Source organism: Prevotella brunnea (assembly GCF_008016795.1).
Classification (GTDB): Bacteria; Bacteroidota; Bacteroidia; order Bacteroidales; family Bacteroidaceae; genus Prevotella; species Prevotella brunnea.
In genome coordinates, this window is the sequence record NZ_SDIK01000004.1 from 1 (window position 1) to 17640 (window position 17640).

Here is a 17640-nt window from a genome sequence, read left to right on the forward strand (position 1 = left end):
TGAATTCAGGAAAAGACAAAACATGACCTTTTGCAATGCAAAAGCTAAGCTTTTAGAAAGTGAAAGCTAAGCTTTGTATAGATGGAATGAAAATTTTTAGGACACTATTTAATGTTTTGCAAACCCGATAGCTTACTTATCGCCGCTCTTTTTATATTTTTTTTTCTGAAGATGTTGAGATACAGATGATACATTGACGGTATCTTGAAAATAGAGATTGATTTTCTTCTTGATACATCCCTCCTGATCATCAACTAATCAAGTGGATAATCCCATCTCAATACAATCCCATTGAACATCATTTCGTTGGCATTGAAATATTATAGTTTATAATATAGACTGTAATATGATATAAAACAGATTATATTATATTTATTTCGAAATAATCATTCAACAAAAATATTTTTATATAATCTCTTCCGAGGCATGATAAACTTCATAAAAATCGAATAATTTGAATAAGAAAAAAAGTGATTTTAACTAAAATATTGCGTTAGTTTTTTCGTTAGATAAAAAGACTTCGGAGAATTAGATTTTTCCGATGAATCAATAACAATTAAATATTTTCTATCATGATTATTACCACCACTCCATCCATAGAAGGACGTACCATCTTGGAATACAAAGGATTAGTAACAGGAGAAACCATTATAGGTGCCAACTTTATAAAAGATTTCCTCGCAGGCATTCGCGATATTATCGGTGGCAGAAGCAATTCTTACGAGAAAGTGCTGCGACAAGCCAAAGACACTTCCATAAGAGAAATGATGGATAGAGCTCAATCCATGGGTGCCAACGCGATAGTGGGCATAGACATTGATTACGAAACCATCGGACAAGGCAATTCCATGCTCATGGTAAGTTGTTCAGGTACTGCTGTGGTTATCTGATTTTTTTTTCATTTTTTTGTCGCAGTTGCTTTCGTTCTTGTGGTAATGCAACTTGCTCAGAGTTTCATTGGATACATAAAAGATTGTCCAATCCTGACTCCTTATTTCAATTGTAATCCATCAGTGACTTGCATCCTTGTTGGTGTGGGCAAATCATCGTTGAGATTTGACGTGCACTAAAGGAAGAATTAAAAATATTTCAAATAACCCTTGCAATCGATTTTTAATTTTGTAATTTTGCACTTTGGATAGAAGTGCGTTACGGATTATGTTGGCATTCGCTGCAAAATCATCTGAATATCCTTTATTAAATCTATGTAAACAGAGAAGAAGCAAGGCAGATTTGTTTTTCTTAGACAAAAATAAAACAACGTTATAAAGAATGGAATATAACTTCACGGAAATAGAAAAGAAATGGCAGGAAAGATGGGTTGAGCAAAAAACCTATAAGGTAGCAGAGAATAAAGACAAGACGAAGTACTATGTGCTCAATATGTTTCCTTATCCTTCCGGTGCCGGTTTGCACGTGGGGCATCCCCTTGGCTATATCGCCAGCGACATCTATGCACGCTACAAGCGACTGAAAGGATTTAACGTGTTGAACCCGATGGGCTACGATGCTTACGGATTGCCGGCGGAGCAATATGCCATTCAGACGGGACAACATCCTGCCATCACAACGGAAAAGAACATAGCACGTTACCGTGAACAATTGAACAAGATAGGTTTCTGCTTCGATTGGGACAGGGAGGTGCGCACCTGCGATCCGAAGTATTATCGTTGGACACAATGGGCTTTCCAAAAAATGTTCAATTCGTGTTACGACAATTGTAAACAGAAGGCTGTCCCCATCGCTGAACTCATCAGGCATTTTGAAGAGGAAGGTACGCTGAATCTCAATGTGGCACAAGGCGAAGAAAAAATGTTCTCGGCTCGCGACTGGTTGAGCATGAACGAGAAAGAGCAGCAGCAGATTTTGATGAACTATCGTATCGCTTATTTGGGAGAGACGATGGTGAACTGGTGTCCCGGCTTGGGAACAGTGTTGGCTAACGATGAAGTTGTCAATGGTGTGAGCGAGCGTGGTGGTTTCCCGGTTGTTCAGAAAAAAATGAAACAATGGTGTTTGCGCGTGTCGGCATATGCGCAACGTTTGCTCGATGGTCTTGATAAAGTACAATGGTCCGACTCGATGAAGGAAACACAACGCAACTGGATTGGACGTTCAGAAGGTACAGAAGTGGAATTTAAGAGCCTCACTCCACTACCTATAAAAAATGGAACGGAGAGTGAGATGGAGGAAGGTCATTTCACCATCTTTACCACCCGGGCAGATACCATGTTCGGTGTAACGTTTATGGTGTTGGCTCCGGAGAGTGAACTTGTGGGGAAACTGACGGCAATCGACCGAAAAAAAGAGGTGGAAGAATATTTGGCTTATGTGAAGAAACGCACCGAACTCGACCGAATGAGCGACAGAAAGGTTACGGGGGTGTTCACCGGTTCTTACGGTATTAATCCGTTCACGGGCGAAAAGTTGCCGATTTGGATTTCCGAATACGTGCTTTCGGGTTATGGAACGGGTGCCATCATGGCTGTTCCGGCTCACGACAGTCGCGACTATGCTTTTGCGAAGCATTTCAATCTTCCCATCATTCCATTGATAGAAGGTGCCGATGTGTCGGAAGAGAGCTTCGATGCAAAGGAGGGAACGGTGATAAACAGTCCTGTAAAGGAGACCGAAGGATGCTTCTCACTCAATGGATTGAGTGTGAAAGAGGCAATTGCTGCAACAAAAAAATACGTTACCGACAAAGGAATTGGTCGCGTAAAAGTGAACTACCGCTTGCGCGATGCCATCTTCTCTCGTCAGCGTTACTGGGGCGAACCTTTCCCGGTTTATTATAAAGAAGGAATGCCCTACATGATACCGGAGGAATGTCTGCCATTGGAATTGCCCGAAATTGACCAATTCAAACCCACCGAAACCGGTGAGCCACCATTGGGACGTGCCAAGGTATGGGCATGGGACGAAACAAACAAACAACTCACGGATAAGAACTGTATTGATAACAAAAGCGTTTTCCCACTTGAATTGAACACCATGCCGGGTTTCGCCGGCAGTTCAGCTTATTATCTGCGCTATATGGATCCACACAATGAGGAAGCTCTCGTTGGGAAAAATGCCGATGAATATTGGCAGAATGTCGATCTCTATGTAGGCGGAACGGAACATGCCACCGGACATTTGATTTACAGTAGGTTCTGGAATAAGTTTCTGTATGATTATGGATACAGCTGCAAGGAAGAGCCATTTGAAAAACTTGTGAATCAAGGAATGATCCAAGGTCGCTCGAATTTCGTTTATCGTATCAACAACGACGATCATTCCAAAGCCCCCGTGTTTGTAAGTCGCGGACTGAAAAATCAATATGAAACCACTCCTATACATGTAGATGTGAACCTTGTGCATGGCGATGTGTTGGATATCGAGGCATTTAAGGCTTGGCGTCCGGAATACAAACATGCGGAATTCATCCTCAAAACCGATAAATACGTTTGCGGATGGGCTGTGGAAAAGATGTCGAAATCGATGTTCAATGTTGTCAATCCCGATGTTATCATTGAGCAATATGGAGCTGACACACTGCGTCTGTACGAAATGTTCTTAGGTCCTGTCGAAGCCAGCAAACCTTGGGATACCAATGGTATAGATGGTTGTCATCGTTTCTTGAAGAAATTTTGGAAACTTTATCAACAAGAACTTTCCAATGATGAAGCCTCAAAAGAATCTTTGAAAAGCGTTCATAAACTGATAAAGAAAGTGAGTGGCGATATAGAACTATTCTCTTATAATACTGCCATTTCAGCATTCATGATTTGCGTGAACGAACTTGGACAACAGAAGTGCGACAATCGTGCTTTGCTTCGTAGCTTGCTCATCCTCATCGCTCCGTTCGCACCTCACATCGCCGAAGAGTTATGGGAAAAGATAGGTGAGAAGGGCAGTGTTTGCGATGCGAAATGGCCTGTATGCAACGAGGCTTATTTAGCCGAAAGCGAAGTGCAGCTCACTGTTTCTTTCAATGGTAAAGCTCGTTTTCAGATGACTTTCCCGGCCGATACCGATAAAGAAGCGATTGAAAAAGCTGCCGTGAATGATGAGAGAAGTCAAAAATACATTGCGGGTAAAACCATAGTCAAAGTGATCGTGGTACCAAAGAAGATAGTAAACATTGTTTGTAAATAAAGCTAATAAAAAAAAGTTTCCGAGTTTCCTGTACAAACAAGAAACCGGAAACCATAAAAACTCAATAAAAGAACTATGACAATAGATCAGAAAATGATTAGGAGTGAGGCGAAAGATTATATCCTCATTACAGTTGGATTGATATTATACGCTTCTGCATTCACGGTGTTTCTCATGCCCTATGAGATTGTTACGGGTGGATTGACCGGTTTTTCAGCCATTATCTTTTATGCCACCGGTTTCAAGATTGAGAACACTTACATGATTGTCAATATCATCTTGTTGGCAGCTGCGTTGAAGATTCTCGGTTGGAAGTTCATGATGAAGACTATCTATGCCATTTTCGCCCTGTACTTCCTGTTGAAAGTGGCTCAAGACCTTATGCCTGTCGATGCTAAAGGAAATTTCATTAAGGTTTTGGGCGAAGGGCAGGAGTTTATGTCGCTCATTGTAGGCTGTTGCATTACCGGCGTAGGTATGGCAACAGTGTTCCTTAACAACGGCAGTATGGGCGGAACGGATATTATCGCGGCTTGTGTGAATAAGTATAAGGACATTTCGTTGGGTCAGGTACTCATGGCGGTGGATATTTGTATCATCGGCACTTGTATGCTCTTTCCGCAATTTGGTACTTACGTGGAACGATTTCATAAAGTGGTGTTCGGACTTTGCACCATGTTCATAGAGTGTTTCATGCTCGACCACGTCATGAACCTTCGTCGCCAGTCAGTTCAATTCCTCATTTTCTCAAAGAAATACGAAGAGATAGCCGATGCTATCATGAAAGAACGCGACCGTGGCATCACCATCCTAAACGGACAAGGTTGGTACACGGGCAAGGACATTAAAGTAATTTGCCTGATGGCGAAACGCAACGAGAGCCAATCCATCTTCCGTATCGTTAAGTTTATCGATCCTTCCGCGTTCATTAGTCAGACATCAGTCATCGGTGTTTATGGTGAAGGCTTCGACAGATTGAAAGTGAACACGAAGAAAGCCCGGAAATCATTGGCGCACATCATGCAAGACGATGCCTATGCCGAACAACAGGAATAATCAACAGGATGTTACAGAAGTGGAATCATGATGGCTCATTCCTTCCACGATACCTGATGTTAAGTTAAAATATCAAACAATGAAAATAGTTTTTGCCACCAACAATAATCATAAGCTCAAGGAGATAAAAGAAATTTTGGGCAATGAGTTCCGGATAGTTTCGCTTGCGGACATTGGTTGTCATGCGGACATTCCCGAAACGGCTGATACGTTGGAAGGGAACGCGAGCATTAAGTCGCGTTTCATCCATGACAAATATCATTTAAACTGCTTTGCCGACGATACCGGATTGGAAGTTGAGGCATTGGGTGGAGAACCCGGTGTGCATTCTGCGCGCTATGCTGAAGGAACTGACCATGACAGTGAAGCCAACATGAGAAAATTGTTGGATAAATTGGATGGAAATCCCAATCGAAAGGCTTGTTTCCGCACGGTGATTTCCCTGTTCATTAATGACGAGGAACATCTTTTCGAGGGGAGAGTGGAAGGAAGAATTGCCACAGAAAAGCAGGGATGTGAGGGATTCGGTTACGACCCGATATTCATTCCCGACGGTTACGATAAGAGTTTTGCGGAGTTGGGAGAGACAATCAAAAACAAGATATCACATCGTTCGCGCGCCGTGAAGCAGTTGGCGGAATACTTAAAGAAATAGATTTCTCATCATGCAAAAGTCTGTTTCCATACTTTTACCAACTTATAACTGCCACTGTGAGAGATTGGTTACGGAGTTGCAACGACAATGTGTGGAAGAACAGGCCGACTTTGAGATTATAGTGGCTGACGATGGTTCCACCATCGCGAGCTATACAGAGCACAATTTGCGGATAGAAAGACTGAAAGGAGTTTGCTACATCATAAGAGAGCGGAACATCGGACGATCTTCCATCCGCAATTTTTTGGTTTCACAAGCCACAAAAGATTGGCTGCTCTTCATTGATGGAGACCTTTCGCTCGACAATCCGCATTTCATTCGCAATTATCTTGATGTCGATGGAGATGTCATAGTGGGCGGATTGAAAATCGGAGGTGATGAAAAGAAATGGGGGAACAATCTCCGCTATCGCTATGAGTGTGCAACCGAGAAGCTGCAAGATGCGGAGAGCAGGGCAAAACACCCTTATCAGCACACCAGTACAAACTTCATGGTGAGAAAAAAACTGATAGGAGAGAATCCATATAACACCGACATTAAAGGATATGGATATGAAGATGTGTTGTTGGGAAAGGATTTTCAGAAGAAACAGTTGAAAGTAAATCATATCAACAATCCTGTCTTATTCGATTTCTTTGAGCCGAACGATGTGTTTATCACCAAGACGGAAGAGTCGCTCCGCACACTTTACAATTTTAAAAACGAGCTGAAAGGTTATTCCAGATTACTCGCCACAATAGATAAGCTCAAGAAAATGCACATTTGTGGTATCGTTTCATCTCTTTATGGTATCCTTCACAGAATCATAAAACAACAACTTTTAAGCAATAATCCAAGCATTTTTTTGTTTAACTTCTATAAACTCATGTACTTTGTACATTACGAATCGAGTAAATCATGACGAAACGGCTTCTTTTTTTTACCATTGTTTATCTGCTTTCATTCTTTTCCCATCGTGTTCAAGCCGGTGGGGTAGCCACATGGAAGAACTACATGGCATATAGCAATATTACTTGGGTGGAGAAAGGTGGAAAAACGCTTTACGTATTGGCTTCCGACAATCTCTATGCTTACAACGAGAGCGACAACAGCATACACACTTTCGACAAGACGATGGGGCTGAACGATGCTCAAATCGCCTTTATAGGATGGAACAATGCTGCCAAACGGCTCGTTATAATCTATGCCAATGGCAACATCGACTTATTGGACGAGAAAGAAAACATTACGAATATATCAGATTATTACAACAAGTCGATGACCGAGAACAAAGCCATCAACGACCTCTATATGAACGGTAATTTCTGTTACATCTCCACCGGTTTCGGGATTCTCAAACTCAATGTCACCAATGCCGAAGTGAGCGACACATATAACCTTGGCTTCAATGTCAACTACACCTATGTTGAGGGAGACAACATCTATGCTGCCGGCAGCCAAAGCGGGCTCTACAAAGGCTCACAGGCCAGCAATCTGCTCGACAAGAAGAACTGGACGAGGGTGGGGGATTACGTCCCGCAGACCAAAGCTGCAGATCCAGACCTGATGGCAAAGGCAAGAACACTCAATCCCGGAGGTCCGAAATACAATCGCTTCTTCTTCATGCAGTTCAAGAACAACCGTCTCTATACGACAGGTGGGATTTTCGAGTCGGGAATGGTGGAATTGGCGCATCCGGGAACCATTCAAGTGCTCAACGAGAATGAAGAGTGGAGCATCTTCCAAGACAACATTTCCGGTATAACGGGATACAGCTATCAGGATATCAACTGCCTTGCCATCGATCCAAAGAATCCGGAACATGTCTTCGCGGGTGGCAAAACCGGTTTGTATGAGTTCCTAAATGGGAAATTAAAAGCTTTCTTCAATAAGGACAATAGCCCTTTACGACCGGCGATGGACAAGGACAAAGAACTGGACAATAACTATTTGCTTGTTTTGGGATTATGCTTCGACGACAAGGGCAGTTTGTGGATATTGAACAGTCAATCCAAATCGCAAACACTCTTTGAGCTTCTTCCCGATGGAACCATGGTTCCTCACCCACATGAAGCCCTTATGAGGAAAGGAGTGGGGCTGAGCATCTTGAGCAATGCTCTGCTTGACAGCAGGAATCTGCTTTGGTTCGTGAATAAACATTTTGATGCCCCGGCTTTGTTTTGTTATCAGCCTTCATCCGATGGCTTGAATGCCTATACACGTTTCGTAAATCAGGACGGAAGCACTGTAGGTCTGACCGCAGTGAAATGTGTGGCAGAAGATTTGAATCACGACATTTGGATTGGCACCAATGCCGGACCTTTATTGCTCCGAGCAGCGGAAATGGCACATCCTGATGAGGCGATTTTCGAGCAAATAAAAGTGCCACGCGATGATGGTACCAATCTTGCCGATTATCTGTTGGCAGGTGTTGATATTACTTGCATGGAGATAGATGGAGGAGGTCGCAAATGGTTCGGGACAAGCAACAATGGCGTTTATCTCATTAGTGCCGACGGAAAGCAGCAAATTTATCATTTCCTGCCATCGAACAGTCCGTTGCTCTCCGCCACCATCGAGAGCATTGCCATCAACGACAAGACCGGTGAGGTGTTCTTCGGTACGGACAAGGGATTGTGCTCCTACATGAGCGATGCAACCGAACCGGTGGAGAAAATGAGTAAGGACGTAACTTATGCCTATCCCAACCCTGTGAAACCCGGTTATACCGGTCCGATTACCATAGTCGGACTTACCAACAACGCGGACATCAAGATTGTTACTTCCAATGGCGCACTTGTGGCAAAGGGAACCAGCAATGGTGGCAGCTTCGTATGGGATGGAAACGATGAGAAAGGACGGCGAGTGGCGTCGGGAGTTTACATGGTGCAGACGGCCGATCAAAACGGCGACAACGGAACAGTATGCAAAATAGCCATTATAAGATGAAACACCCTTTACCTTTCATTCGGTAACTCATGTTTTTCTACCTTTTATATTACATATTGTTGCTCTCTCTGTTTGGCGCATCGGCTTTCCGCTTGTTAAGAAAGCGTGAATACAAGGCTGCTTTTCTCTTATTCAAAGAACCATCTCGCCATGCATGAACGAAAGACTTGGATCGACCTGCTGCGCGGTTTCTCTATGTTGGCAATCCTGTTGGACCATACGGAAATCTACTATACGGGCGGCAATATCATCGACTACAACCTCTATGTGGCGAATGTGCTCGTGGTTTTCTTCTTTCTATCAGGCTATTTGTTTCACAAGGACAGTGGTTTCTCTCTTCGTTCCAAACTCATTTCCATAGGGCGTGGCATCCTGATGCCTTACTTCATTTTCACTTGTACCTTGGCAGTTCCCAAAGCACTTGCGCACGGTAGCGACATTGCCAATACGTTCCTTGCCGTGCTCACAGGTGAGGCATCATGGTTCATAGCAGCCTTGGCGGTTGCCGAAACCGCGTTTGCCTTGCTGTTGTGGATTAGTCGTGGGAAATGGTGTATATTGTTGCCAATGGTCACCCTGTCGTTTGCCGGTTGCGTTTGGTTATCCACGTGCCATTTTCCGCTTTATTGGCAATTAGACAATGCCTGCATGGCACTCCCCATCCTCTATCTCGGCTATGTTTACCACCGACACGAGCAAGCTTTCAATGCCATCCACTCCCCATTCTCTACATCCTTTCTTCTCTTATGTGTAGTGGTCATGAAGATATATGAGTATGAAAACAACATCAATTTACTCATTAAGCCCATAGCCGTGACCAATTGGTATGTGTTTGTCATCGATATGACGTTCGCAACGCTTTTTCTCGTTCATCTTGCCAAATATTTCAACAGCATTGGTTGGATGGAATGGATAGGATGTCGCAGCATTGTCTTTTATTTCCTTTCCGGAGGAATACCTCTGCTCGTGTCAGTCGGGCTTCAGAAAGCGAATATGAGTTACTCCGGAGAATATTATCAGGTCATGACAGCCTATCTTTTGGTATGTCTTTTCACCGCCTTTCTGACGTGGCTTATCTATCGTTTCGTGCCTTTCATCACCGGCAGGAAAATGCAACAATAATTCAACAATCCGCGTAACATTGATAAATTCTCTCTTATAAGACGATTTACCATCTTCTAAAACATTTGAATATCATTGAGTACAGAAGAGCATCTCAGCCCCATTATTTTATCCGTTTTATCCCAATAGTTTTCTAAAATTTTCATTCCATTTATAAAAAGCTTAGCTTTCACTTTCCAAAAGCTTAGCTTTTGCAATGCAAAAGGTCATGTATTGAAGCGCAAAAGCTAAGCTTTTGAAATGTGATTTGTAAGTGTCTGATTATCAATAGATTTTTTCTGTGCTAATTTTCCCCCCTTATTGCTGACTTTTTGCTCTGTTCTGTTCATCGTGCCGACAATGTTTTTCACGCAACGTGAAAAGATTTGCGAGTGTGCCGACAAATTCTTACCTTTGCATCTTAACTTTGGGAATATTTTAGCTTCATGAAGAAACTCTTTATAGAGACCTACGGCTGTCAAATGAATGTGGCAGACTCGGAAGTGGTTGCTTCCATCATGGGAATGGCAGGATATGAGATTTGCGAGAAGGAAGAAGAGGCTGACGCCATCTTCCTGAATACATGTTCCATCCGCGAGAATGCCGAGAATAAGATTTACAATCGGCTCGAGACGCTCCATGCCGAACAGAAAAAAGGTAGGAGCCTCATCCTCGGTGTCTTGGGTTGCATGGCAGAACGCGTGCGCAAGGACTTGATAGAAAATTATTATGCCAACCTTGTTTGCGGTCCGGATGCTTATTTGAACTTGCCGGAGATGATTGCACGTTGCGAGAACGGTCATAAAGCCATGGATGTAGATTTATCCACCACGGAGACTTATCGCGACATTGTTCCGCAACGCATCGGTGGAAATCGTGTATCGGGCTTTGTCAGTATCATGCGCGGTTGCAACAACTTCTGCCATTATTGCATCGTTCCTTTCACACGCGGACGCGAACGCTCGCGCGACGTGGAGAGTATCCTGCGCGAGGTGCGCGATTTGCACGACCGCGGTTTCAAGGAGGTTACGTTGCTTGGACAGAATGTTAATTCATACGGGTTGCTGCCCAACGGAAAGCGTCCCGATGAGGGTACCTCCTTCGCCGAGTTGCTGCGCGAAGTGGCGCGAAATGTTCCGGATATGCGTGTGCGCTTCTCCACTTCCAATCCCGAGGACATGACGGAGGATATTCTGCATGCCGTGGCAGAGGAGCCGAACATCTGCCGACACATTCATTTCCCGGTGCAAAGTGGCAGTAGCAAGGTGCTCAAACTGATGAATCGCAAATACACTCGAGAGGAATATCTGGAGAAAGTGGCTGCCATAAGGCGCATTATCCCCGATTGCGGACTGACCACCGACATCTTCGTGGGCTACCACGACGAAACGCCCGACGACATGGAGCAGACGCTCTCCCTGGTGCGCGAGTGTCGATTCGACTCCGCTTTCATGTTCAAGTATTCCGAACGCCCCGGCACATACGCCGCGAAGCATCTGCCCGACAATGTTTCGGAAGAGGAAAAGGTGAACCGCCTGAACCGCCTCATCAAGCTCCAGACAGAAATATCGGCTCAACGCAACAAAGAGGATGAGGGGAAAGAATTTGAAGTGCTCATCGAACGCTTCAGCAAGCGCAGTCGCGAACAGCTCATGGGACGCACGGAGCAGAACAAGGCAGTGATTGTGCCACGCGGAAACCTGCACATTGGCGATACCGTCAAGGTGAGAATTACAAGCTCCAGCTCGGCAACGCTGATGGGCGAGATAGGGGATTAGTCGTCCGGCATCTATCCTTGGCATTGCAAATGCCCGGTTGTTGAGAGAAATGGCTTTTCCATGAAAGGTGAAAACGGCAGGTGACAAGGGATCGTTTTTCGCAGGAAAACTTCCGTAAGCTCTCATCATGGATAAAAAATCATAATTCAAGACAACGAAATAAATAAAAATTTGTTAGTTTCTTCCGAAACTTATATCTTTGTATTTCATGAAGGATTTTATCCAAGTATTGCGCAGATTTATCCCGCCTTATAAGAATTATCTTATGGGAGCGGTGTTTTTCAACATCCTATCTGCCATATTAAATATCTTCTCGTTTGCAGCCATCATTCCTTTGTTGCAAATTCTCTTCAAGGTAGATTCCGGTACGGGTGCCACACACATCATGTCGTGGAGCGAAGGCTCACTGAAAGACGTGCTTTCCAATAACGCCGATTATTACACGCAGATATTCGTAACAAGCTGGGGTCCGGCTACGACACTCCTTATCGTAGGATTGGCGATGGGATTTCTCACCCTTCTGAAAACAGGTTCTTATTTTCTTGCGTCAGCATCTATCATCCCCATTCGCACGGGAGTGGTTCGCGATTTGCGAAACCATCTCTATCGCAAGATAACCTCCTTGTCGTTGAGTTTCTTCAGCGAGGAACGAAAAGGCGATATCATTGCGCGGATGAGCGGAGACGTGCAGGAAGTGGACAATTCTGTCATGGCATCGCTTGATATGCTCTTCAAGAATCCCATCTTGATCGTAATCTATTTCGTTACGCTTATCGTCATTTCGTGGCAATTAACCATCTTCACCCTTCTCTTCGTTCCTGTTTTCGCTTGGTTTATGGGATTTGTGGGCAGACGACTCAAACAAAGCAGCATCACGGCACAAGCCCTTTGGAGCGACACCATGAGCCAAGTGGAAGAGACACTGGGCGGATTGCGCATCATCAAGGCATTCTGCGCCGAGGGAAAGATGAACGAACGTTTCGATCGCATCAATTCCATGTATCGCGATGACATCATGCGAGTGAACATTCGCCAACAGTTGGCACACCCGATGAGCGAGTTCTTGGGTACCATTATGATAATCATCGTGTTGTGGTTTGGCGGCACCCTCGTCTTGGGCGAGTACCCTGTTATCAGCGGTCCCACTTTTATTTACTATATGGTCATACTCTATAGCATCTTAAATCCGCTCAAGGAGGTGTCGAAAGCAGGCTATAACATTGCAAAAGGTATGGCATCCATGGAGCGAATCGATAAGATTCTGAAAGCAGAGATTGAGATAAAAGAGATAAAGCAACCGAAGCATATCGCCGGATTTGAGCACGAAATAGAATTCCGACACGTTAGTTTCGCCTATGACGGAGTGAAGGATAACGAGGGAAAGATAGACCGTCATTGGATTCTGAAAGACATTAACCTCGTCATTCCCAAAGGTAAAACCATCGCTTTGGTAGGGCAGAGCGGAAGCGGAAAGTCCACTTTGCTCGACCTCATCCCCAGATACTATGACGTGCAAGAGGGCGAAGTGCTCATCGATGGCATAAACGTGAAAGACCTCAGACTGCACGATTTGCGCAAGCTGATAGGGAATGTCAATCAGGAAGCCATCCTTTTCAACGACACATTCAAAAATAACATAACGTTTGGAGCCAACGCTGACGATGCGGACATCTGCGAAGCAGCAAGGATAGCTAACGCTCACGAGTTCATTTCCCAAAGTGAAAAAGGCTATGAAACTTGTATCGGCGACCGTGGAGGGCGTTTGTCGGGAGGGCAACGACAACGAGTGAGCATTGCGCGTGCCATCTTGAAAAACCCTCCTATACTCATTCTCGATGAGGCTACTTCGGCTCTCGACACCGAAAGCGAACGACTTGTTCAGGACGCGCTATACAAACTCATGAAGACGCGCACCACCATCGCTGTCGCCCATCGGCTTTCCACCATCAAAAACTCTGATGAAATCTGCGTAATGCACGAAGGCAGAATCGTAGAACGTGGCACACACGAGGAGCTGATGAGATTGAATGGATATTATAAGAAGTTGCACGATATGCAGGAAATCTAATTCCGGACTTCTTGCTTTTTTTATTCGGACACCATATCCTTGTATCAAATGAGAACAACGAGCAATAAAAACATAGTTTTTCTTTCCTTAAAGCCGGCAGTGGCAATGATTATGAATTTGCTGTTGGCGTATATTGTGTTTTTTATGGCGCGCGTAGCTTATTTCTTGGAAAACTACGGCATCTTCAGCGTGGGCTTCTCTTGGAGCGATTTGCCTACATTGCTGCGTGGTGGCTTGTTGTTCGACACCTCCGCCATCGTTTACTCCAACGCTTTCTACATCCTCCTCATGCTCTTACCCCTATGGATGAAAGAAGCTCTCGGATACCATAAGTTCTGTCGCGCCGTCTTTGTTGTGTTGAACTCATTCTGTTTCGCTCTTAATCTCATCGATTCCGTTTACTTTCCCTTTACCCTCCGGCGCACCACCACCAGCGTTTTTCGAGAGTTCGGCAACGAGAATAACCTCGCTTCCATCATCGGAACCGAACTTGTGGGACATTGGTATCTTCTGCTTCTCTTCATCGTGGTTACGTGGCTGCTTTTCAAATGCTACCGAATGCCCGATAGCAGCCTTTTCCATTTCTCATCACCTCGCCGGAGGTGGCAATTCTCAGGCATCAATTTCCTCTGTCTCCTAATTGCCGCCGTGTTGTGTGTGGGCGGTGCCCGAGGTGGATTGCAGAGTGGTGTGCGTCCCATCACCATCAATAACGCCAACGAATACGTTTCGCGCCCCATTGATTGCGCGCTTGTTCTCAACACCCCTTTTTCGCTGATACGCACCATCGGAAAGAGCGTTTTTGTCGTTCCCGATTACTTTTCCTCTCCGGAAGCATCGGCACAACTCTTCAATCCCATTAAAAAACCACTGCCCAATGCCGTTGCGAAAAAGAAAAACGTGGTCATTTTGATTGTCGAGAGTTTCGGACGCGAATACATCGGAGCCTACAACAAGCAGCTAGAAGGTGGCAAATACAAGGGATATACGCCAAACGTAGATAAGCTCATTGCGCAAAGTTGTGTATTTGAGCATTCCTACGCCAACGGACATAAGAGCATCGACGGTATGCCTTCCGTGCTCTGTGGCATCCCGATGTTCATCGAACCCTTCGTGCTCACGCCGGCATCCATGAATGCTTATATGGGCATTCCGGGCTATTTGTCTAAGTGGGGCTATCAAACGGCTTTCTTCCATGGTGCCAATCGCGGTTCAATGGGTTTTTTAGCTTTTGCCAACAAAATAGGTTTTCAAGCTTATTACGGACGACAGGACTACAGTGCCGACCCACGATTTGGCGGAGATGCCGACTTCGATGGCAATTGGGGCATCTGGGATGAGCCTTTTCTGCAATACTTCTGCGCGAAGATGGGAGAGATGAAACAACCGTTTATGACCGCTCTCTTCACCGTTTCGAGCCATCATCCGTTCGTTGTGCCGAAACAATACGAAAAGACGTTCCCGAAAGGGACATTGCCCATTCATAAATGTATTCGCTATACCGATATGGCGATTGGCAGATTCTTCGACTCGGCACGCAAACAACCATGGTTTAAGAACACGATATTCATCCTGACAAGCGATCACACCAACCAAAGCAACCATCCTGAGTACAAAACCGAAATCGGAGAGTTTGCAGCACCTTTCATCATCTACGACCCATCGGGGGAAATACGTCCGGGAATGCGTCCCGGCATCGCGCAACAAATCGACATCATGCCCACCTTGTTTGGTATCTTGGGCTACAACAAACCTTATCTTTCCTTCGGTTGCGACTTGTTTCATACGACCTCCAAAGACACCTACGCGCTGAACTATATCAACGGCGTTTACCAATATACCAAGAACGATTGTACCCTGCAATTCGATGGTGAGAAGGTGAAAGGTATGTACAGACTCTCCGACCGACTCATGCGGCACAATCTCGTGGGAAAAGTACCCTGGCAAGCACGAATGGAGCAAGAGCTGAAAGCAGTCATCCATCAGTATATGTACAGAATGGTGAACGACCGATTGCTGCCTCCTTCCGAAACCGGAGAGCGATAGTATCATTCCCTTTCTTAACGATGGTGGGGCAAGGGGCGAAGTAAACACTTTTTTACTAAAATAAAGCGCGAATTATTTTTTTTATCCGTATCTTTGTGTCAGTGTGAAAAAGCATTTGGACAATTGCTTTCAGACTAAAATATTTATTATTAACACTAAACACCTAAGATTTATGGAATTACCTTTTGCAGAATCGTGGAAAATTAAGATGGTGGAGCCCATGCACAAAAGCACGCGCGAAGAGCGCGAACAGTGGCTCAAGGAAGCACACTACAACGTGTTTCAGTTGAAATCCGAACAAGTTTATATCGACCTCCTCACCGACTCCGGTACGGGTGCCATGTCCGACAGACAATGGTCGGCACTGATGTTGGGCGATGAGAGCTACGCCGGCGCCACGTCGTTCTATAAGTTTGAAAGCGTGGTAAAGCGCATCTTCGGCATGAAGTATGTCATTCCCACTCATCAGGGACGCGCCGCAGAAAATGTGCTTTTCTCCTATTTGGTGAAAGAGGGTAACATCATACCCGGCAATGCTCATTTCGATACGACAAAAGGACATATTGAGAGCCGCAAAGCAACGGCAATCGACGTAACCGTAGATGAAGCAAAAGACACTCAGCTCGAAGTGCCGTTCAAGGGCAATGTGTGTCTGAAGAAATTGGAAAAGGTGCTAACCGAGAACAAGGGCAACGTGCCCTTCATGGTGCTGACGATAACTAACAACACGGTAGGAGGTCAGCCCGTGAGCATGAGGAACATCAAGGACACCGTTGCGCTCTGCCACAAATATGGTGTGCCGGTGGTAATGGATTCCGCGCGCTTTGCCGAAAATGCCTACTTCATTAAAACTCGTGAGGAAGGTTATGCCGACAAGAGCATCAAGGAAATCTCGCTTGAGATGTATAAGGATGTGGACGGCATGACCATGTCGGCAAAGAAGGATGGGCTCGTGAACATGGGTGGCTTCATAGCCACAAACAACAAAGAATGGTTTGAGGGAGCGAAACTCTTCTGCATTCCATTTGAAGGCTACATCACTTACGGCGGAATGAATGGTCGCGACCTGAATGCTTTGGCAGTGGGACTGGAAGAAAACACCGAGTTCGACATGCTTCACACGCGTATTCATCAGGTGGCATATCTTGCCGGAAAACTCGATGAATACGGCATACCTTATCAGCGACCGGCAGGCGGGCATGCCATCTTCGTGGATGCTGACACGGTGTTGGATTGCATACCAAAGGAGGAGTTCCCGGCTCAGACACTTACTTGCGAGTTATATCTGGAGGCAGGAATACGTGCTTGCGAAATAGGATACATGCTTGCCGACCGTGACCCCGTAACGCGCGAAAACCGCTTTGGAGGACTCGACCTTGTGCGTCTTTGTATTCCGCGTCGTGTTTATACTGATAATCACATGAATGTGATTGCGGCGGCACTCAAGAACGTTTACGACCGGCGCAAGGAGATCAAACGCGGAGTGGCAATAGAATGGGAGGCGCCATTGATGCGTCACTTCACCGTGAAGCTCAAGCGATTGGGTTAAGACATTGCGACTTTGAAAGAAAAAAAATGCGGAACAGCCGGAAAATAAGGCTGTTCCGCATTATAGAACGAGGCATGAGCCATCGAATGAGGCATGCCGAGGCGTGAGTGGTGGTGCGTTATAGTTTATTAATTTGGTAGAAGGGTATGGAAGACTTGACGTGCTTTCCCTCTAATCCTATATGGCGTATATCTTCAATTCGCATTCAGGTGGTGTATGGCAGACGCTTGATGGCGAACATTCTACCTGCCCGGCACCATGAAATTATATTACAAAAACTGTGTTGGGGACACATTTTGTAATATTACTGTCCGCTAAA

General features: G+C 45.2%; 11 protein-coding genes. All 11 read left to right on the top strand.

Going from position 1 to position 17640, the window contains the following annotated elements; translation table 11 throughout:
* The first annotated feature begins 572 nt into the window (after nucleotides 1–572).
* A complete protein-coding gene (locus ETF27_RS00275) occupies nucleotides 573–890 on the top strand; it encodes a heavy metal-binding domain-containing protein (RefSeq protein WP_147785297.1) in 318 nt (105 codons plus the stop codon).
* Nucleotides 891–1272: 382 nt separating this feature from the next.
* The gene (leuS, locus tag ETF27_RS00280) at nucleotides 1273–4140 is read left to right on the top strand and encodes a leucine--tRNA ligase (protein ID WP_147785298.1); all 2868 of its coding nucleotides are present in this window, start codon (nucleotides 1273–1275) and stop codon (nucleotides 4138–4140) included.
* 75 nt (nucleotides 4141–4215) lie between these two features.
* Nucleotides 4216–5196, top strand: a complete 981-nt coding sequence (locus ETF27_RS00285; protein ID WP_130830364.1) for a YitT family protein — start codon at nucleotides 4216–4218, stop codon at nucleotides 5194–5196.
* 79 nt (nucleotides 5197–5275) lie between these two features.
* On the top strand, nucleotides 5276–5851 hold the full coding sequence (locus tag ETF27_RS00290) for a non-canonical purine NTP diphosphatase (protein ID WP_130830365.1): 576 nt from the start codon (nucleotides 5276–5278) through the stop codon (nucleotides 5849–5851).
* Between the two features lie 10 nt (nucleotides 5852–5861).
* A complete protein-coding gene (locus ETF27_RS00295) occupies nucleotides 5862–6752 on the top strand; it encodes a glycosyltransferase family 2 protein (protein ID WP_147785299.1) in 891 nt (296 codons plus the stop codon).
* Nucleotides 6749–8779, top strand: a complete 2031-nt coding sequence (gene porZ, locus ETF27_RS00300) for a type IX secretion system anionic LPS delivery protein PorZ (protein WP_147785300.1) — start codon at nucleotides 6749–6751, stop codon at nucleotides 8777–8779. Before ETF27_RS00295 ends, porZ begins: the two co-directional genes overlap by 4 nt.
* Nucleotides 8780–8884: 105 nt before the next feature.
* On the top strand, nucleotides 8885–9901 hold the full coding sequence (locus ETF27_RS00305; protein ID WP_240048084.1) for an acyltransferase family protein: 1017 nt from the start codon (nucleotides 8885–8887) through the stop codon (nucleotides 9899–9901).
* Nucleotides 9902–10326: 425 nt separating this feature from the next.
* Complete coding sequence (miaB, locus tag ETF27_RS00310; RefSeq protein WP_147785301.1) at nucleotides 10327–11658, top strand: tRNA (N6-isopentenyl adenosine(37)-C2)-methylthiotransferase MiaB; 1332 nt, start codon at nucleotides 10327–10329, stop codon at nucleotides 11656–11658.
* Between the two features lie 208 nt (nucleotides 11659–11866).
* Entirely contained in the window at nucleotides 11867–13726 is a 1860-nt protein-coding gene (locus ETF27_RS00315; RefSeq protein ID WP_147785302.1) for an ABC transporter ATP-binding protein, read from the top strand.
* Between the two features lie 48 nt (nucleotides 13727–13774).
* Nucleotides 13775–15772 (top strand): LTA synthase family protein, encoded by a 1998-nt coding sequence (locus ETF27_RS00320; protein ID WP_147785303.1) that lies wholly within the window; start codon nucleotides 13775–13777, stop codon nucleotides 15770–15772.
* A gap of 172 nt (nucleotides 15773–15944) precedes the next feature.
* Complete coding sequence (locus ETF27_RS00325; RefSeq protein ID WP_130830371.1) at nucleotides 15945–17321, top strand: tryptophanase; 1377 nt, start codon at nucleotides 15945–15947, stop codon at nucleotides 17319–17321.
* The last annotated feature ends 319 nt before the right edge of the window (nucleotides 17322–17640 follow it).